Annotated in this window: 15 protein-coding genes; 8 read left to right on the top strand and 7 right to left on the bottom strand. The window is 67.9% G+C overall.

Annotated features, from left to right (window positions below):
• Positions 1 to 300 precede the first annotated feature (300 nt).
• Positions 301 to 1,629 (bottom strand): dicarboxylate/amino acid:cation symporter, encoded by a 1,329-nt coding sequence (locus AC13F7_RS05215; protein WP_481468794.1) that lies wholly within the window; start codon positions 1,627 to 1,629, stop codon positions 301 to 303.
• 149 nt (positions 1,630 to 1,778) lie between these two features.
• On the opposite strand from AC13F7_RS05215, the gene AC13F7_RS05210 reads away from it, so the two are divergent.
• The 5 genes from AC13F7_RS05210 (at position 1,779) to AC13F7_RS05190 (ending at position 6,573) form a co-directional block, all read left to right on the top strand.
• A complete protein-coding gene (locus tag AC13F7_RS05210; protein ID WP_481468796.1) occupies positions 1,779 to 3,491 on the top strand; it encodes an alkaline phosphatase in 1,713 nt (570 codons plus the stop codon).
• A 41-nt stretch (positions 3,492 to 3,532) separates the two neighbouring features.
• Positions 3,533 to 4,051 carry a WG repeat-containing protein gene (locus AC13F7_RS05205; RefSeq protein ID WP_482999450.1) on the top strand — a complete coding sequence of 173 codons (519 nt, stop codon included), beginning with the start codon at positions 3,533 to 3,535 and terminating at the stop codon, positions 4,049 to 4,051.
• A gap of 66 nt (positions 4,052 to 4,117) precedes the next feature.
• On the top strand, positions 4,118 to 5,407 hold the full coding sequence (tilS, locus tag AC13F7_RS05200) for a tRNA lysidine(34) synthetase TilS (protein WP_482999449.1): 1,290 nt from the start codon (positions 4,118 to 4,120) through the stop codon (positions 5,405 to 5,407).
• A gap of 36 nt (positions 5,408 to 5,443) precedes the next feature.
• Positions 5,444 to 5,698 carry an exodeoxyribonuclease VII small subunit gene (locus AC13F7_RS05195; protein WP_123730589.1) on the top strand — a complete coding sequence of 85 codons (255 nt, stop codon included), beginning with the start codon at positions 5,444 to 5,446 and terminating at the stop codon, positions 5,696 to 5,698.
• Positions 5,695 to 6,573, top strand: a complete 879-nt coding sequence (locus AC13F7_RS05190) for a polyprenyl synthetase family protein (RefSeq protein ID WP_482999448.1) — start codon at positions 5,695 to 5,697, stop codon at positions 6,571 to 6,573. Before AC13F7_RS05195 ends, AC13F7_RS05190 begins: the two co-directional genes overlap by 4 nt.
• A gap of 102 nt (positions 6,574 to 6,675) precedes the next feature.
• Here the strand turns inward: AC13F7_RS05190 and AC13F7_RS05185 are convergent, their stop codons facing one another.
• Together AC13F7_RS05185 and pmbA are read right to left on the bottom strand one after the other, a co-directional pair.
• Positions 6,676 to 7,053, bottom strand: coding sequence for a DUF4870 domain-containing protein (locus AC13F7_RS05185; RefSeq protein WP_088434456.1), 378 nt, complete (start codon positions 7,051 to 7,053; stop codon positions 6,676 to 6,678).
• Between the two features lie 78 nt (positions 7,054 to 7,131).
• On the bottom strand, positions 7,132 to 8,499 hold the full coding sequence (gene pmbA, locus AC13F7_RS05180; protein ID WP_482999447.1) for a metalloprotease PmbA: 1,368 nt from the start codon (positions 8,497 to 8,499) through the stop codon (positions 7,132 to 7,134).
• Between the two features lie 68 nt (positions 8,500 to 8,567).
• Here pmbA and yjgA point away from each other — a divergent pair, with 68 nt between their 5' ends.
• Positions 8,568 to 9,182, top strand: a complete 615-nt coding sequence (gene yjgA, locus AC13F7_RS05175; RefSeq protein ID WP_481468806.1) for a ribosome biogenesis factor YjgA — start codon at positions 8,568 to 8,570, stop codon at positions 9,180 to 9,182.
• Between the two features lie 78 nt (positions 9,183 to 9,260).
• Here the strand turns inward: yjgA and tldD are convergent, their stop codons facing one another.
• From tldD to AC13F7_RS05155, 4 genes are read right to left on the bottom strand one after another with little or no spacing between them, the layout of a single operon-like run.
• The gene (tldD, locus tag AC13F7_RS05170; RefSeq protein ID WP_481468808.1) at positions 9,261 to 10,706 is read right to left on the bottom strand and encodes a metalloprotease TldD; all 1,446 of its coding nucleotides are present in this window, start codon (positions 10,704 to 10,706) and stop codon (positions 9,261 to 9,263) included.
• 54 nt (positions 10,707 to 10,760) lie between these two features.
• Positions 10,761 to 14,621 (bottom strand): YhdP family protein, encoded by a 3,861-nt coding sequence (locus AC13F7_RS05165; protein WP_482999446.1) that lies wholly within the window; start codon positions 14,619 to 14,621, stop codon positions 10,761 to 10,763.
• A 30-nt stretch (positions 14,622 to 14,651) separates the two neighbouring features.
• The gene (gene rng / locus AC13F7_RS05160; RefSeq protein WP_346471837.1) at positions 14,652 to 16,139 is read right to left on the bottom strand and encodes a ribonuclease G; all 1,488 of its coding nucleotides are present in this window, start codon (positions 16,137 to 16,139) and stop codon (positions 14,652 to 14,654) included.
• Positions 16,132 to 16,713: a Maf-like protein gene (locus AC13F7_RS05155; RefSeq protein WP_482999445.1), complete on the bottom strand. Its 582-nt coding sequence runs from the start codon at positions 16,711 to 16,713 to the stop codon at positions 16,132 to 16,134. The genes rng and AC13F7_RS05155 overlap by 8 nt, the downstream gene beginning before the upstream one ends.
• A gap of 130 nt (positions 16,714 to 16,843) precedes the next feature.
• Between AC13F7_RS05155 and AC13F7_RS05150 the strand changes: the two genes are divergently transcribed.
• Positions 16,844 to 17,581 carry an SIMPL domain-containing protein gene (locus AC13F7_RS05150; RefSeq protein WP_346471835.1) on the top strand — a complete coding sequence of 246 codons (738 nt, stop codon included), beginning with the start codon at positions 16,844 to 16,846 and terminating at the stop codon, positions 17,579 to 17,581.
• A gap of 212 nt (positions 17,582 to 17,793) precedes the next feature.
• A complete protein-coding gene (locus AC13F7_RS05145; RefSeq protein ID WP_482999444.1) occupies positions 17,794 to 18,447 on the top strand; it encodes an energy transducer TonB in 654 nt (217 codons plus the stop codon).
• The last annotated feature ends 140 nt before the right edge of the window (positions 18,448 to 18,587 follow it).

Here is an 18,587-nt window from a genome sequence, read left to right as displayed (position 1 = left end):
CGAGCGTATCGCTTCACTATTTACTGGCGGAGGCGGCGGGTGCGCCGAGCGATGGGCCAGGCCACTGGCGCCTCACGGCAAGCACCGGTTTGCAGTACACCTACCACCGCGCACGAGCCCCGAAGCGGCCGGCAGGCTCCTGGGCAAAATCAAGGAGGAGGCCGTCGCCGCCAGGCGGCGGCCGGGGGACATTTGCCGAGGGGCCTGCCGGTCGTTTCGGGGCGTAACGCTCGCGACGACCCCAAGCGGAAAAAAAAGACCGGCTTTCGCCGGTCTCTTTGTTCTGATCTGGTGCCTGCATCAGGACGTTCGTTCTTCGCCTTCGTCCACACCGAGGTTGGTGGATGGGTTGTCGTAGACCGCGCGGTCGAGCAGGCCGGTTTCCTTGGCGACGATGACCGGGACCAGCATCTGGCCGGTGACGTTGGTCATGGTGCGCATCATGTCCAGGATGCGGTCGATGGCGTAGAGGTAACCGATGGTTTCCAGCGGGAGGTTGGCGGCGCTGAGGACGACGGTGGCCATCACGACGGCGGTGCCGGGGACGCCGGCGGTGCCGAAGCTGCCCAGGACCGAGGCGATCAGGACGACGATGTACTGCTCGGGGCTGAGCGGGACGCCGGTGTACTGGGCAATGAAGACCGCGCACAAGGCGGGATAGATCGCGCCGCAGCCGTCCATCTTGATGCTGGCGCCTAGGGGGACAGCGAAGGAGGCGTAGTCCTTGTTGACGCCGAGGTTGTGGGTGATCGAGCGCATCGCGGCGGGCATGGCGGCGAAGCTGGAGGAGCTGACGAAGGCGACCTGCATGCCGGGGGCGGCGCCGCGGAAGAACTTGAGCGGGTTCAGGCCGTGCATGAGCAGCAGGCTGCCGTAGACCACGACGATGTGCACGGCGCAGGCGATGTACAGGGCGAGCACGAAGTTGCCGAGCGGCAGCAGCTTTTCAAAGCCGTAGCTGCCGACCAGGCCGGCGATCAGGCCGAAGGTGCCCAGCGGGGTGATCTCCAGCACGAAGCGGGTCACCTGGATCATGATCTCGCTCATCTGCCCGGTCAGCTTGCGTGCTTCGCTGACCTTGTCGCCGAGCTTGACCATGGCAAAACCGAGCAGTCCGGCGAAGAAGATCACCGGCAGGATCGAGCCGCGCCCGGCGGCCAGGACAGTTTCACCGGCGCTGTTGATGCGGGTGCCGATGCCGGTCAACGCGTAGAACACGTTGGAGGGCACGACATCCATCAGCACCTTGATCACGCTGGGTACTTCGCGGGGGGTGTAGCCGTGGTCCATGCTCAGGCTGAGCGCGCCGCTGCCGGGCTGCATGACGGTGCCCACGGCAAGGCCCACGCAGACCGCCAGGGCGGCGGTGATGATGAACCACAGGAAGGTGCGCCCGCCCAGGGCGGCGACGGACTTCTGCCCGTGCAGCGAGGAGATGGCGTTGATCACGGCGAAGAACACCAGCGGCACCGCGATCATTTTGATCAGGGTGACGTAGAGATCGCCGAGCGGGCCGAACCAGGTTTCAGCGGCGGGCCCGAGCAGCCAGCCGGCCAGGGCACCCAGCACGAAGCCGCCCAGGACCCGTTGCCAGAAGGGGATCCGCAGCCAGGCAGAGACCAGCTTCATGCGCTTTCCAGAGATGATTTGACAGCTAGGCACCTTAGCCCAAGCGGGGCGTCGGAACGAGGCGTACACGGAAAATCAGCGTGTCATCGGCGTGCCTTGCAGCGTTCTGCATAATGAACGCCCGTTTCACATGTGAGATTTGCCCGTCCATGTCCCGTTTCACGCCTCTGGTGGCCGCCGTCACCACCCTGCTGCTCGGCGCCTGCGCCAGTACCGCTCCCTCCTCCAGCGCTGCTGCCGGCGCGGTCCAGGTCGATGTGCCGGCCATTGCCCACCCCGCCGGGGAAACCCCGCAGTGGTGGTACCGCAGCGGCGCGGCGCGTGCAGCCAGCACCGGGGCGATGGACGGCAAGGCCAAGAACGTCATCCTGTTCCTGGGCGATGGCATGAGCCTGACCACGGTGGCGGCGGCGCGCATCTTCGAAGGTCAGCGCAATGGCCGCCCGGGCGAGGAAAACCTGTTGTCCTGGGAGCGCTTCCCGGCCACGGCGTTCAGCAAGACCTACAACACCGATTCGCAGACGCCGGATTCGGCCGGCACGATGACGGCGATCACCACCGGCGTGAAGACCCACATGGGCGCGATCGGTGTCAGCGCGGGCACCCGCAATGACTGCGCCGACAGCCTGAACAAGGGGCTGCTGACCTGGCTGCAGCTGGCCGACAGCGCCGGCATGGCCACCGGCGTGGTCTCCACCGCACGCCTGACCCATGCCACCCCGGCGGCCACCTACGCCCACTCGCCGGAGCGCAACTGGGAAAATGATACCGACGTGCCCGAAGAGGCCAAGGCCGCAGGTTGCCGCGATATTGCCCAGCAACTGCTATCGACCTCGCGCTTCGGGCGCGGCCCGCTGGTCGCCCTGGGCGGCGGCCGCGGTGAGTTCACCACGGTGGAAGAACGCGACCCGGAATACGACGACAAGGTCGGCCAGCGCCTGGACGGGCGCAGCCTGGTGACCGAGTGGCAGCAGGCCCACCCGCAGGGTGCCTACGTGTGGAATGCCAAGCAGTTGCAGGCAGCCGCGAAGGCACCGGCGATCCTGGGCCTGTTCGAGCCGGACCACATGCGTTATGAAGCCGAGCGCAAAGACGATCCGGCCGGTGAGCCGAGCCTGGCCGAGCTGACCCAGGCGGCGATCGCCAACCTGTCGCGTCACCAGGAAGGCTATGTGCTGATGGTGGAAGGCGCGCGCATCGATCACGCCAACCACAGCGGCAACGCCTACCGGGCACTGACCGATACGGTGGCGATGTCCGATGCGGTGCGCGCGGCTGTCGAGGCGACCTCCGACCAGGACACGCTGATCATCGTCACCGCCGATCATTCGCACACGCTGAACTTCGTCGGTTACCCGGCACGTGGCAATCCGATCCTGGGCAAGGTCAAGGACAAGGGCGGCGAAGACGGTGCGGGCAAGCTGGAACTGGCGCGCGATGGCCTGGGCCTGCCCTACACCACGCTGACCTACGCCAACGGCCCGGGCTACACCGGTGCCACCAACCAGCAGCCGGGCGGCCCGAAGCGGTACCCGCACAACCCGAGCAGCTTCGACCCGACCACCGGCCGGCCCGACCTGACCGCGGTGGATACCGAGCATCCCGATTACATGCAGGAAGCGCTGGTGCCGGCCAAGAGCGAATCGCATGGCGGCGAAGACGTCGGCATCTGGGCGCGTGGCCCGGGCAGCAAGGCCGTGCGCGGCACGATGGAGCAGAACACGATCTACCACATGATCGTGCAGGCCACCCCGCGCCTGCGTCAGCGCCTGTGCGAGGCAGGCACCTGCGACGCCAAGGGCGTGCCGGTCGAACTGCCCAAGCCGACCGCGTTCGAGCGCCAGGCCGGCGACAGCCAATAATGCGTCTGCCGACCTGCAACACGACGAACAGGGGCCGCTACGTGCGGCTCCTGCTGCTGGCAGCCGGCCTGTTGGCCTCCGCCACGGCGTGGGGCACCGGCAGCGCGTGCACCGTGCTTACCGAGGAAGAGGGCCTGCAACCGCTGGCCGGTTGCCAGTGGCGCGATGGGCGTCTGATGCTGGATGCCACGGCGCTGGCGGCGTTGCCCTACGATCAGGACGGGTTGGCCGCCGTTTATGCCGGCGGCGGATTCCACTATGTCCGTTCCGACGGTCGGCAGCTGCCGGTGATCACCTTCGACAACGGCCCGGACTACGTGGTGGAGGGGCTGGTGCGCGGCCGTGTCGGGCAACGCATCGGCTATTTCGATACGCAACTGCGCCAGGCGTTCCCGGCCACGTTCGATTTCGGCTGGGCCTTCGAAGACGGCGTTGCCCGCGTCTGCGAGGGCTGCCGCCCGGGTACGCCGGACGATCATGGCCACATCGCGATGGTCGGCGGCACCTGGTATCGCATTGATCGGCAGGGGCGCCCGGCGATGGATGCCGACACGCCGTGATCCCCGCGCGTGGCATCCTCGCCACGCAGCACCGATACTGCCGGCCTGCCTGAGATCGCCCTGCCCATGACGTCCCTGCTGCCGCCACCGCCCTCTGTCGTCCACCCCGTGCTGGTGGGCTTCAGCGGCGGGCTCGATTCCACCGTCCTGCTGCATTGGCTGGCCACCTCGGCGGCCCAGCGCACCGCCGGCCTGCGCGCCGTGCACATCCATCACGGTCTGCAGGAGCAGGCCGATGCGTGGACCGTGCACTGCACGCAGGTCTGCGCACGCTGGAACATTCCACTGCGGGTGATCCGCGTACAGGTGCCCCGTCACCAGGGTCAAGGGCTGGAAGCTGCCGCGCGGCATGCCCGACGCGACGCATTCGCTTCACAGCTGTTGCCTGGCGAGCGGCTGGCACTGGCCCATCATCGCGATGACCAGGCCGAGACCTTCCTGCTGCGGGCGCTGCGCGGCTCCGGCGTGGATGGGCTGGCCTCCATGCAGGTCACCAGCGCGTTCGGCGCCGGCACCGTGTGGCGGCCATTGTTGGAGGTTCCGCGCAGCAGCCTGCGTGCGCATGCCCAGGCCGAAGGCTTGGAATGGATCGAAGACCCCAGCAACGCGAGCGATGACGCCGACCGTAATTTCCTGCGCCTGCACGTGCTGCCGCAACTGCGTCAGCGCTGGCCTCAGGCCGATGCCGCATTCGCACGCAGTGCAGCATTGTCCGCGCAGTCCCAGCACCTGCTCGACAGTGCCGACCGCGATGCGCTGGAACGCTGCAGTGTCGGCCCCGGCGTGATCGACTGCGCGCGTCTGATGCGCCAACCGGTCGAGCGGCGCGCGCGGTTGCTGCGGCACTGGGTGCGTGGCAGTGGCCTGCCGCCGCTTCCCGCCGCTGGCGTGGAAGCGGTTGAACGTGAGCTGCTCCCGGCCGCGCACCACGCCGACGCGCAGTTTGCCTGGCAGGGTGCCCGCATCCGCCGCTGGCGCGGGCAACTGCACCTGCTCTCGGCCAGTCTGGCGCTGCCGGCCGACTGGAGCGTGCACTGGGATGGCCGTGCGCCGCTGGCGCTGCCCGATGGCGGCGAACTGCGCCTGGCTGGCACCACCGACGGTTTCGATACGCCCGTGCAGATCCGTGCGCGGCGCGGGGGCGAGCGCATCCAGCTGCCGGGGCGCACGCATTCCCACGCACTGAAGGATCTGCTGCAGCAGCAGGGCCTGCCGCCGTGGCAACGCCGCCAGCTGCCGCTGCTGTTCGATGAAGACACGCTGCTGGCCGCGGGCGACCGCGTCATCGGCGCGGCCCTGCAGCCGTGGCTGCTGGCCCATCATGCGCACTTGCAGTGGACCCCGGGCGCGGCGTGAATTGACCCCGCCGGGCCAGCGGCCCACACTTGTCGCATGGCAAAAAAGTCCCCCAATGAAACCTCCCCCGTCGCCCACTTCGAGCAATCGCTGGAAGAGCTGGAGCAACTGGTGGAGAAGATGGAAACCGGCGAAATGAGCCTGGAACAATCGCTCAGCGCCTACGAACGTGGCGTCGGTCTGTACCGCCAGTGCCAGCAGGCGCTGGAACAGGCCGAACTGCGCGTGCGCCTGCTCAGCGATCCGGCCCAGCCCGAGACCGCCGAACCCTTCGACCCGCCCCAGCCATGACGGTTGAGGCCACGTTCGCGCGGTGGCGCGACCGGATCGAACACCAGCTCGACACCAACCTGCCCTCTCCATCCGACGCCCCGCGTGGTCTGCATCAGGCGATGCGCTATGCGGTGCTCGGGGGCGGCAAGCGGATGCGCCCGCTCCTGGTGTATGCCAGCGGCCGGATCTTCACCGCTGACGAGCGCGCGCTGGATGCGCCTGCGATGGCGGTAGAACTGATCCATGCGTATTCGCTGGTGCACGACGATCTGCCGGCGATGGACGATGACGCCCTGCGTCGCGGCCGCCCGACCACCCATATCGCTTTCGATGAAGCCACCGCGATTCTCGCCGGTGATGCCCTGCAGACGCGTGCGTTCGGCCTGCTGGCCGATGCGGCGCTGCCGGCGCAGCTGCGCGTGGACTGCCTGCAGACCCTGGCGCACGCCTCCGGCGCGGCCGGCATGTGCGGCGGCCAGGCATTGGATATCGACGCCACCGGCCACCAGCAGCCGTTGCAGGATCTTGAACGCATGCATGCGCTCAAGACCGGCGCGCTGATCCGCGCCGCGGTGCGCATGGGCGCGCTGTGCGGGCACGCACCGGCCGCCGATCTGGCGACGCTGGATACGGTTGCCGCGTCGCTGGGCCTGGCCTTCCAGGTGCGCGATGACATCCTCGATGTCGAGGCCAGTTCCGAACAGCTCGGCAAAACCGCCGGCAAGGACGAGGCGCAGGCCAAGTCGACCTTCCCGGCGCTGCTGGGCATGGACGGCGCCAAGGCGCATCTGCGTACGTTGAGCGAGCAGCTGTTCGACGGTCTGGCCGGGTATGGCGAGACGGCCGATGCCCTGCGTGCGCTGGCCAGGCTGGCGGTTGAGCGGGATCACTGAGCGATAGTGCAGTCAGCCGCGCATGGCGTGGCTCTACAGCGCCAGGACACAAAAAAACGCCCGGGAATCCCGGGCGTTGTTCGTTCCAGCACTGCGGATCGATTACTTGATCAGGCGCAGGGCGAACGGGTAACGATAGGCTTCGCCATTGTTGGCCTTGACCGCTGCAATGATGCAGAAGATCACGTTGAGCAGGCCGACGATCGGGGCCAGCAGGCCGCCGATGATGACGATGGTCAGCACGATGCAGATCAGCATCGCGATGGTGATGGTGATCTGGAAGTTCAGCGCTTCCTTGGCCTGGTCGGTGACGAAGCTCTTGCTGCTGTCGTCCTTGTTGATCAGCCAGATGATCAGCGGGCCGAGGAACCAGGTGAAGATACCCAGCAGGTGGGCCACCAGGGCCATGGTGCGCTGTTCGGCCGGGGCCGGTGCGCTCACCGGCGGCGGGGGGGTGGTGACGTTGTCGAAATCGCTCACGTGAAACTCCTTGTTCGAGGTAATGGGTATTGCACGCGGCAGGCTCCCCGCCTGCCAGGGCAGCCCCCATAGAATACGTCAATCGTTACCGGCTACGGTCATTCGTCCTACAAGGATCGAACCGGTATGCACATGCGAGCGCGTATCGATGTCCGTGCCCACCGCTTCGATGCTGGCGAACATATCCTTGAGGTTGCCGGCGATGGTGATGCCATCGACCGGGTAGGTGATCTCGCCGTTCTCCACGCGGAAGCCGCCAGCGCCGCGCGAGTAGTCACCGGTGACACTGTTGACGCCCTGCCCCATCAGTTCGGTGACCAGCAGTCCATCACCCATCTGCCGGGCAATGGAGACCAGATCGCCCGCGTTGGCAGTGACCTTGAGGTTGTGCACGCCACCGGCGTTGGCGGTGGTCGGCAGGCCGAGCTTGCGCGCCGAGTAACTACCCAAAATGTACCGCTCCAGCACGCCATCGCGGATCAGCGCCGAATTACGCGTGGCCACGCCATCACCATCGAAAGCGGCCGAGCGCAGCCCACGGCGCAGCAGCGGCAGCTCGTCGATGCCGAACCAGTCCGGGAACAGACGCGTGCCGACGCTGTCGAGCAGGAAGCTGGCGCGACGGTACAGCGCGCCGCCGGAGACCGCGCCGAGCAGATGGCCGATCAGCGAGCGGGCCACCTCCGGCGAATACAGCACCGGCATCTGCGCCGTGGTCATCGAGCGCGGGTCCAACCGGGCGACGGTGCGCTCGGCGGCACGGCGGCCGATCGAGGCGGCATCGTCCAGATCCTCGCGGGCCAGCGCGCTGCTGTACCAGCCGTCGCGCTGCATGCCATCGCCCTGCCCGGCGATCAGCGCACAGCCGATCGAGTGGTGGCTGCTGCGCTCGCGGCCGATGAAGCCATGCGAGTTGGCATACACCGACAGGCTCTGCGCGGTCGCGGCCGAGGCACCGTCGGAATTGCTGATGCGCGAGTCGGCTTCACGACCGGCCGCTTCGCAGGCCAGGGCCAGATCCAGCGCCGCATCGGCGCTGAGTTCCCAGGGGTGCCAGCTGTCCAGATCCGGAAACTCACGGGCCATCAGGGCCGCCTCGGCCAGTCCGGCGGCCTCGTCGTCCTCGGTGTGGCGGGCGATCGCGCAGGCCTGGGCCACGGTCGACTCCAGGCTGCTCTCGCGCAGGTCGGCGGTGCTGGCGCTGCCCTTGCGCTGGCCGAAGTAGACGGTCACGGCAATGCCGCGGTCACGGGTGGACTCGACCGTTTCGACCTCGCCCAGGCGCACGTTCACATCCAGGCCGCGCTCATCGCTGCAGCTGACCTCGGCCTGGGTGGCACCCAGGGCTTTGGCGCGCTCCAGCAGACGCTGGGAGATGTCGGCCAGCTGCTCCAGGCGCTGCAGGCTGTCGTCAGCCGGGGAGACTTCAGGGGAGATCACGTTCAATGCTTTATCCTGTACAGGTGAGTGCCCGGCGCGACGCCGGCACAGTTTACGGATGTGGAAATAAGACGATGCGCGGACGCGACGAAGAAACCGGTGAATTCCTTGATATCAGCCGCAGCCAGAACCGTCGGGCTGCGCTGGACGTGCTGGCCCTGGGCGAGAAGCTGGTCTCGCTGACCCCGGCCCAGCTGGCGCGCCTGCCGGTGCCCGAAGACCTGCTGCCGCACATCGCCGAGGCCAAGCGCATCACCGCGCATATCGCCCACAAGCGCCAGCTGGCGTTCCTGGCCAAGCACATGCGCCGCGAAGACGACGCCGTGCTGGATGCGATCCGCAACGCGCTGGATGCCAACAGCGAGACCTCGCGCCGTGAAGTGGCGACGATGCACCGCGTGGAAGACTGGCGCGAGCGCCTGCTCAAGGACGGCGACAAGGCGCTGGGCGCCCTGCTGGACGAGTATCCGCATGCCGACCGCCAGGAACTGCGCACGCTGGTGCGCAATGCCCAGGCCGAGAAGGCCAAGAACAAGCCGCCGCGCGCCTACCGCGAGATCTTCCAGGTGCTGCGCACCCTGCTGCTGCCGGCCGCGCTCGGCCTGGAAGGCGTGAACGCCGCGTCCGACGACGCGCTGGATGAGGCGGTCGACACGGACAGCGACAGCGACGAGAACGCCGAGGACTGAGTCCCGGCGCTCACGCCGCGGCGCCAGCATCCCGCTGGCGGCCGCGTGATCAGGCAGCGCAGGCGAATGCATCCCGGCTCAGGCCTGGGTGCCGCCCACGGTGATGCCATCGATCAGCAGCGACGGCTGGCCCACGCCGACCGGCACACTCTGGCCATCCTTGCCGCAGATGCCCACGCCCTCGTCCAGGGCGAGGTCGTTGCCGATCATGCGCACTTTCTGCATGGTTTCCGGCCCGTTGCCGATCAGGGTGGCGCCCTTCACCGGTGCCGTGATTTTTCCGTCTTCGATCAGGTAGGCCTCGGTGGCCGAGAACACGTACTTGCCGCTGGTGATGTCGACCTGGCCGCCACCGAAGTTGACGGCGTACAGGCCACGCTTGACCGAGCGGATCATCTCTTCCGGATCGTGCTGGCCGGCGCGCATATAGGTGTTGGTCATGCGCGGCATGGTCATGTGCGCGAACGACTCGCGGCGGCCGTTGCCGGTCGGGGCCACGCCCATCAGGCGCGCGTTGAGCGAATCCTGCATGTAGCCGACCAGGATGCCGTCCTCGATCAGCGTGGTGCACTGGGTCGGGTGGCCTTCGTCATCGATGTTCAGCGAGCCGCGGCGTCCGTCCAGGGTGCCGTCATCGACGATGGTCACGCCCGGTGCGGCAACGCGCTCGCCGATGCGGCCAGCGTAAACGCTGGTGCCCTTGCGGTTGAAGTCGCCTTCCAGGCCGTGACCGACCGCTTCGTGCAGCAGCACGCCGGGCCAGCCCGGGCCGAGCACCACGGTCATCACCCCGGCCGGCGCCGGAATCGCCTCCAGGTTCACCAGCGCCTGGCGCAGCGCCTCGCGGGCAAAACCTTCCGGGCGCCCATCGGCGAACAGCTCTTCATAGCTGTAACGGCCGCCACCACCGGAGTAGCCGGACTCACGACGCCCATGCTGCTCGACGATGACCTGCACGTTCAAGCGCACCAGCGGGCGGATATCCGCGGCGAGCACGCCATCGCTGCGCGCGATCAGGACCGTATCCACACCGCCGGACAAGCTGACCATCACCTGCTGCACGCGCGGGTCGGCGGCGCGCAGGTAGCGGTCCAGCCGCTTGAGCATCTCCACCTTGGCCTCGTTGCCCATGCCGTCGATGGGGTCCAGCGCCGGGTACAGCGCGCGGCCACTGCCACGCACCAGTGAGCGGGCCGACTGCGCCCCACCCTCGCGGGAGATGGCGCGGGCCGAGCTGGCCGCGGCCAGCAACGCGTCGCTGTGGATGTCATCGGAGTAGGCGAAGCCGGTCTTCTCACCGGCGATGGCGCGCACGCCCACGCCCTGCTCGATCGAATGCGCACCGTCCTTGACGATGCCGTCCTCCACGCTCCAGCTCTCGCGGCGCGCGTGCTGGAAATACAGATCCCCGAAATCGATGCCCGGCCCCAACAGGGTGCCGAAGGTACGTTCCAGACCGTTCGCATCCAGCCCGGCGGGCAGCAGCAGACGGTCGGTGGCCAGCGAAAGTGCGTTGTTGTTCATGCTCTTTGATCTGTGGGCGCCGGGCGCAATCGCAACCCGGGCGCAGGAAAGGGATCAGCGCGCCGGCGGTGCGGCCGGGGCCGGCCTGGGCGCTGCGTCACGGTCGATCACGTCGACCTTGGGTTCGGCCCAAGGGCCGGTCACGCGGTAAGTCTTGGCGCCGATCTCCCCCAGCGGCTTGGACAGCACTGCATTGGCAGCCGCGCCGACCGCCGCTCCCACCGGGCCGCCGGCGACCGCGCCGACCACGGTCAGCAGGTTGCCCGCGCGGGGGTTGACGTCGATGGTCTGGTCGAACCGCTGCTGGCGCAGATCGGTCTGGCCACGGATGGTGATGTTCGCCGCCGGGCCTTCAATGAGCACCTTGTCGGTGGTGGCCATGCCGTTGCCGAAGGCCACGCTGCCCTCCACCTGGTTGAAGGCGAAGCCCTTGGAGAAGAAATCGCGGAAATCGAACATCAACCGGCGCGGCAGCTGGGTCACGCTGAGCAGCCCGAGCACGCGGCCGGCGCCGGGCTCAAGCTCCAGCAGCTGGCCGTTGCGGGCCTGCACATCGAGCTGACCCTGCAGGGCACCGAGCTGGAAATCGGACGGTCCACCCTGCCAACCGGCCGACATCGTCAGCTGGCCCTGGCCGCCACGCAGCTGGCCGCCGTAATCGAGGTTCTGCATCAGCCCGCCCAGGTCCTCGCTCTTGACCTGCACGTTGAACTGGCTGCGCGCCGCTTCCCCCATGCCCATCCAGCGGCCATTGACGTCGATCGCCTGCTTGGGGGCGCGGAACTGCAGCTGATCCACACTCAGCCCGTTGGCCATCGGCCGCGTGCGCAATACCGCCTGGCCGAGCTTGGCCTTGCCGAACTGCAGGTCGTCGATATCCAGCGACAGCGGCGGGATCTTGGCCGGATTGGTGTCATTGGCACTGGCCTGGACCCGCGCCGGCAGGGCCACGTCCGGCGGCAGCAGGATCGGGGCGCCATCGCTGGGCGGCTTCACCGGCGTCGGCAGCGATTGCCAGTGCACGCGGCTGAGCTTGCCGACGATGGTGCCGCCGTCGGCATTGGGCACGCTCAGGCTGCCCGCCAACGAGGGGCCATCCATGCGTACGTCCACGCTGTTGCCGGTCGGCCGCAGCTGCAGCCGGGTCTGCGGGAACATGCCGCCGGCCAGCAGCAACTGGCCGACCTGCACGTCCACGTGCCGCAGCGGCATCGGGTCCTTGCCGTCGCCGCCCTGCGGCGAGCGGGCCAGCGCGATCCACTCCAGCGCATCCAGCGAGCCGCTGCGGCCGTTCACCACCAGCCCGCTGGCCGGCGGATCGCGATCCACATGGTCGCTGCCGAGGGTGACCTGCACGCCGGTCTGGTTGTCATGCGTACGCGCGGCCAAGGCCAGGCGCTGGCCGAAGGCGACATCGACGCGACCGCTGCCCATCGGGAGCTGCGCCGTCACATCCGTCGCCAACGGTGTCGCCGCCGGCTTGTCCAGCGGCGCAGGAAGTTCCAGCGTGGTGCCGACCAGATCCGAATGCAGCTTGAGCACCGTGGGCGGCTCGACCTTGCTGCCGGCGGCCACCTTGGGCAGGGTCACCCCGATGGTCCAGCGCGAGGTGCCCTGGATGTAAGGCTTGAGCCAGTTCAGTTCCGGCGCGCGGTCCAGCAACGCGCCCGCTTCCAGCGAAGCGCTCAGCTCGGATTCGAACGCCTGTTGCGGATCGCGCACGAACTCGCCGGCGCGCAGGCTGAGCAGCCCGTCCTGGCCCTGGTGGCGCACCGCGAGGTTCTCCGCATCGAAGCCGCCATGGCCATACCGGGCCTTGCCGCGCATGTTCTCGAAGACCAGGTCGAAGCGCTTCTCGGTGAGGGTGGCGCCATTGAGATCGACCGTGCCCTGCAGGTGACCGCCGCCCTCGTCGTGATGCAGCGGCTGCAGCAGATCGAAGGTGACCGCGGCGGGCCCTTTCGCGGTGAGGTTGTTCAGGGTCTCACCGTAGGTGGCCTGCAACGGGCTCTGCTTGAGCATGGCCAGCAGGGCGCCGGCATCGCTGCGGCTGGTCGCCTTGACGTACAGCGCGGTCACGCCGAAATCCGGAATGCCGGCGTCGAAGTGGTCCACCGCGACGCCCGCGAGATCGCCTTTACCGTGCAGCTCGAAGCCCGGCCCGATGAACGCGATGTCCGCATCCACCTTGTCCATCGTCGGCCAGTCGTGCTGGAAGCGGATGCTGCCGGTATCGATGTGCCCGGTCGCTTCGAAGCGGCCATTGTTCTTGTCGAAGGGCCAGTCCTCCAGATCTCCGGTGACCAGGCCCACGCCGTCGCGCACCTGGCCGGACACCAGTGCGGCATCCAGCCAGTCGGTGGCGGCCTTGCTCATCTTGGAATGGATCCAGAAACGCTTGGCGGCGGTCATCGGTACATCGTCGATCTTTGCCGCCAGCTCCAGCCACGGGCGGGTGCCGTTGTTCTGGAACCAGATGCCACCGCGCACATCGGCGGCGTAATCGGTGCCCTGCACGCGCAGCGCCGGGGTGCCGATCCGCCAGCCGCCGGCCTCGTCGCGCCACCCGACCAGCTGCCCCGCCAGGCGCACATCGTGGCGCTCGCCGAATCCGCTGGGCCAATCGAAGTGCATCACCCGCTGCGGCTGCAGATCCAGGGTGAAGCCATCGGCATCGCCGGTGAATCGGCCGCCCACGCCGCTGAGCCCTGGCGAATGCCCGACCGCCGCGAAGCGGATGTCTTCCAGATCGCCGTCGATGGACAGCGGACCGCCCTGCTCGCCGGCCACGCGCACGCGCGTCATCCGCACCTTCGGCGCGGCGTCATGCAGCCACTCACGCAGCCCCGGATCGATCCGGTCGGTCAGTGCCAGCCCGCGCAGCAGCGCGGTGGCATCGATGTTGTCGCCGGCCAGCGCGAAGTGCTGGCCGCCCGCCAGCAGCAGGCCATCCAGCTGCTGGGTGCTGCCTTCCAGACCGATCCGCAGCCGCGGCGCATCGGCGCGCCAGCCGCCCTTTACCCAGCGCCAGCGCGCACGCAGTTCCAGCGTATCCAGCGCAAGCTGCGGATGTGTGCCGTCGGCAAGCTTCACCCCGCGCACCTGGACGTTCTGCAGGTCCGCATCGGTGGTGACCATCACCACGCGGTGATCGCGCAGGTCCACCCACGCATTGAATTCACCCGTGCCCTGCTGCAGGCCGATGCCGCCAACCTGCAGCAGCGAGGACCACGCACGGAAATCGGCCGGGTCGGCCGACAGCCACGCCTGCCCGTCACCCCGCTTGCGCTCGAACTCCAGCACCGCCGTCAGCGGCTGTGCGGCCGGGTCGGCCCAGGCGCGCGCGCCGACGCGCAGGCGCTGGCCGTTGACGCGCAGGCGCAGGTCGATCCGCGGCAGTTCGGCCTGCACACCCAGCGACGGTGCATCGACGCGCAAACGCCCGCCGATCACCTGCAGTTCGCCCAGCCGACGCAGGGTTTCCAGCGGGTCGCCCGCACTGGACTGCGGCAGGCCCTGAACAGACCAGCGACCGTCGTCGGCCCGCTGCAGTACCAACGCCACACCACGCAGCCTCAGCTCGGTCAGCGAGTGGCCCGGCAGCAGGCCGGCATACATCGAGACCAGTACCTCGGCCTCGCCGATGCGCAGGCCCTGTCCTTCACCGATGTGCAGCCCCTTGAGCTGCAACAGCGGCCCCCGTCGGGTCCAGGCAGTATCCAGCGCGTCGAAGCGCACCGGCTGGCCCGCGCGCGCGCTCAGCCACGCCGCCACCTTCTCCGGGTGACGCTCGGCCAAGGGCAACAGCTGGCTGGCGGTGCCGACCAACAGGGCCACGCCCACGAGCACGATCGCCACCGCATACACAGCATGGCGGCGGATCCGGCGCAGGCGCAGGCGCAGCGGTGTGCTCATCGGAACGTGGGAACGCCGGACCGGCCGTGATCAGAGCAGCACGACATCAAACTGCTCCTGCAGGTACTGCTCGTCAGCCTGGAAGCGGATGCTCTTGCCGAGGAACTCCTCCAGTTCGGCCACGGCCGAGGATTCCTCGTCGGTGATGCGTGCGACCACCTTGGAGGACGCGATCACCAGCAGGCGCGCCGCATCGAACTGACGCACGGCCCGGGTGATCTCACGGAAGATTTCGTAGGTCACCGTTTCGGCTGTCTTGATCGAGCCACGGCCACTGCACTCCGGGCACGGCTCGGACAGCTGGCGCTCCAGGCTTTCCACCGTGCGTTTGCGGGTCATCTCGACCAGGCCCAGCGGCGAGAAGTCGTAGACGGTGGTCTTGGCATGGTCGCGGGCCAACGCCTTCTCCAGCGTGCGCAGCACCTGACGGCGATGCTCGGCATCGTCCATGTCGATGAAGTCGATGATGATGATGCCGCCCAGGTTGCGCAGCCGCAGCTGGCGCGCCACCGCCTGCGCAGCCTCCAGATTGGTGCGGAACACCGTCTCTTCGAGATTGCGCTGGCCCAGGAAGGAACCGGTGTTCACATCGATCGTGGTCATCGCCTCGGTCTGGTCGATCACCAGATATCCACCGGACTTCAGCGGTACCTGCTTGTCCAGCGCGCGGCCGATCTCATCCTCGACCCCGAACATGTCGAAGATCGGGCGATCACCGCTGTACAGTTCGATCTTCTCGGCCAGCACCGGCATGTACTTGGCCACGAAGGCCTGCAACTGCGTGAAGGTCTCCTTGGAATCGACCTTGACCTTGTCCACGTCCTTGCGGATCAGGTCACGCACCGAGCGCAGCGGCAGGCTCAGGTCTTCGTAGATCACGCTGCACGGGGCAGCATCGCGGCCACGACGCTCGACCACGTTCCAGACCCGCGACAGATACGCGACATCCTCGGCGATCGCCTCGGCCGGCTGGCCTTCGGCATTGGTGCGCACGATGTAGCCGTAGCCGCCGTGCTGGGCCGACAGCTCGGTCACCAGCGTTTTCAGGCGGGCGCGCTCGGCCTCGTCCTCGATCCGGGCCGACACGCCCACCACCTTGGACTGCGGCAGCAGCACCATGTAGCGTGAGGGAATGCTGATCTGGGTGGTCAGGCGGGCGCCCTTGGTGCCGATCGGGTCCTTGACCACCTGCACCACGATGTCCTGGCCGTCACGCAACAGCTCCACGATCGGCACCGAGGACGGCGGCGGCAGGGTGGTGCCTTCGGTATCGGCGCTGGCCACCGGGGCCGGGCGGATGACATCGTTGGCGTGCAGGAACGCGGCGCGCTCCAGCCCGACCTCGACGAAGGCCGCCTGCATGCCCGGCATCACCCGCTGCACCTTGCCCTTGTAGATGTTGCCGACCACGCCACGGCGCCAGCCGCGTTCGATATGCAGTTCCTGCAGCATGCCGTTCTCGATGACGGCGACGCGGGTTTCCCGCGGGGTGACATTGACCAGGATTTCTTCAGACATGGGCGACTCCCTTCAGTTCAAACGCCTGCAGCAACTGCTCGGTCTGTTGCAGGGGCAAACCCATCACACCCGAATAGCTTCCCGCCAGATGGCGGATATATCGTTCAGCGCCGCCCTGGATCGCGTAGGCGCCGGCTTTGTCCATCGGCTCGCCGCTGGCCACATAGGCCGCGATCCGGTCCTCATCGATTGCCGCGAACGTCACCTCCGAGACCACCAGCACGCCCTGCTCCCGGCCCGCAGCGACCAGCGCCACGGCGGTCATCACCTGGTGGGTGCGCCCGGCCAGGGTGCGCAGCATCGCGCAGGCATCGGCGGCGTCCACCGGCTTGCCGAACACGCGGCCATCGAGGACCACTTCGGTATCCGAGCCCAGTACGACCGCCTCCGGATCCTCGGCGACCAGAGCCAGCCCCGCGCGCGCTTTGTCGGCGGCCACCCGCTGGACGTAATCGGCAGCGGACTCGTGGGGGGCACGGACTTCAGGAACGTCAAGGTCGAGCGCCCGGAATGGCCGGTCCAGGCGCGCAAGCAGTTCGTTTCGTCGGGGGGATCGAGAGGCGAGATAAAGCATCGAGGAAGCATAACCTGTGCCTACTGTCTGAATCGCGAGCAACACGCTCGAATCGTGATCAACCCCGCCAAACCTCACGACGCGTTCATCGCCCCGACACCAACCTCAACGCCTTCACAAGGAGATGTACATGCGCCGCCCGTCCCTGTCCCCGTTGCTGCTCGCCCTGTCCCTTGCCCTGGGAGCTTCGATGACCGCCCACGCCCAGTCCCAGCCCACCATCGCTGTGCCGGCCGACGGCACCCTGCTCAATGTTTCGGCCAATGCCGAAGCCAAGCGCGTGCCGGACGTGGCCACGCTGTCGGCCGGTGTTGTGACCCAGGCCGTGGATGGCAACAGCGCCATGCGTGAGAACGCCACGCAGATGACCAAGGTGCTCGCCGCGATCAAGGCGGCCGGCATCGCCGAGCGGGATGTGCAGACCAGCGGCGTCAATCTGAGCCCGCAGTATCGCTACGCCGACAATGAAGCGCCGAAGATCACCGGCTACCAGGCCAGCAACACGGTCAGCCTGAAGGTGCGTGACATCGCCAAGCTCGGCAAAGTGCTCGATGCACTGGCCGCGCAGGGCGCCAACCAGATCAACGGCCCGCAGTTCGAGATCGACCAGCCCGAGCCGGTGTATGACGAGGCTCGCCTGGCCGCGCTGAAGAAAGCCCAGTCGCGTGCCGAGACCTACGCCAAGGCACTGGGTCTGCGCGTGCGCCGGATCGTGAGCATCTCCGAGGGCAGCGGCGGCAACGTGCGCCCGATGATGATGATGCGCGCGGCCGCCGCGCCGATGTCGGCCGACGAGTCCACCCCGGTATCGCCGGGCGAATCGACCGTCTCGGTCAACCTGGACGTGGTGTTCGATCTGGGCCGCTGATCCGCGCCCCGGTCAGTCCTCCATGACGGCGCCGAAGGGCGCCGTCATGCTGTGCACGGCCTGATTCTGACTGCCAGCAAAACCTCCCCCCTGCCCCTGACTTCCGGCCCGCGCCGGGCTCGCGTATTGCTGTCAGTGCGCGGCCCCCGCCTGACCCCATGCGCCGCGCAGGCACGTTGATGTTCCCGCACATCTGGCAAGGAGAGTGGAGCATGGTCCGTACCCCGTCCCCGGTTGTCCCGCTGCAGATCGACGCCTCCCGAGTGCTCGGGTGGAGCACCGCCATCGCGGTCCACGCGCTGGCCTTGATGCTGTTGTTGATTCCTGCCACCCAGCCGCTCATCAAGGCCCCGCGCGAACGCCTTCAGGTGACCTGGGTGCTTCCGCCACCTCCGCCGATGGATCTGACCCCTCGCCATCCGGACCCGGTGCCGCCTCGGACCGTTCGGGTGAACACGCATCGCGCGCCAACCCCCTTGCCGACCCCCACGGCCACCCTTGATGACGCGCTGGCCACGGCCCCGCTTCCGGCCAGCGACGCGACCGCACCGTCACTGGAAGCGGCCCCCGCCGCGGCTGCACCGGGCGGGGGTGCTCAGCTCCAGTACCGCAGCGCACCCCCACCGCCGTATCCGGTTGCAGCGATCCGCCTCGGCCAGCAGGGCACGGTCCTGCTGCGCATCCGGGTCGATGTCGAGGGCAACCCGGTGGCGGTAAGCATCGAGAAGAGCAGCGGCTCGCGCGTGCTTGACCAGGCGGCCCGCCAGCAGGTCCTGCGCCACTGGCGTTTCGTGCCGGCCATCGTCGATGGTCAGGCCATCGCCGCCGATGGCCTGGTGCCCATCGATTTTACGTTGCCGCGCTGAGTGATCCGGGAGCCCCACGACGGGGCTCCCCATTCACAAAATGAGACGCACTGCATCTTTCCCCAATTAAGCATTTTTTCACTCCTGCGTCACAGGACGTAAACCTAGATTGGCGCCGTTGCCACCGTCCTGGTGTCGAC

The organism is Stenotrophomonas sp. K-6 (assembly GCF_056861555.1).
This window is presented reverse-complemented; position numbering and strand designations above follow the sequence as displayed.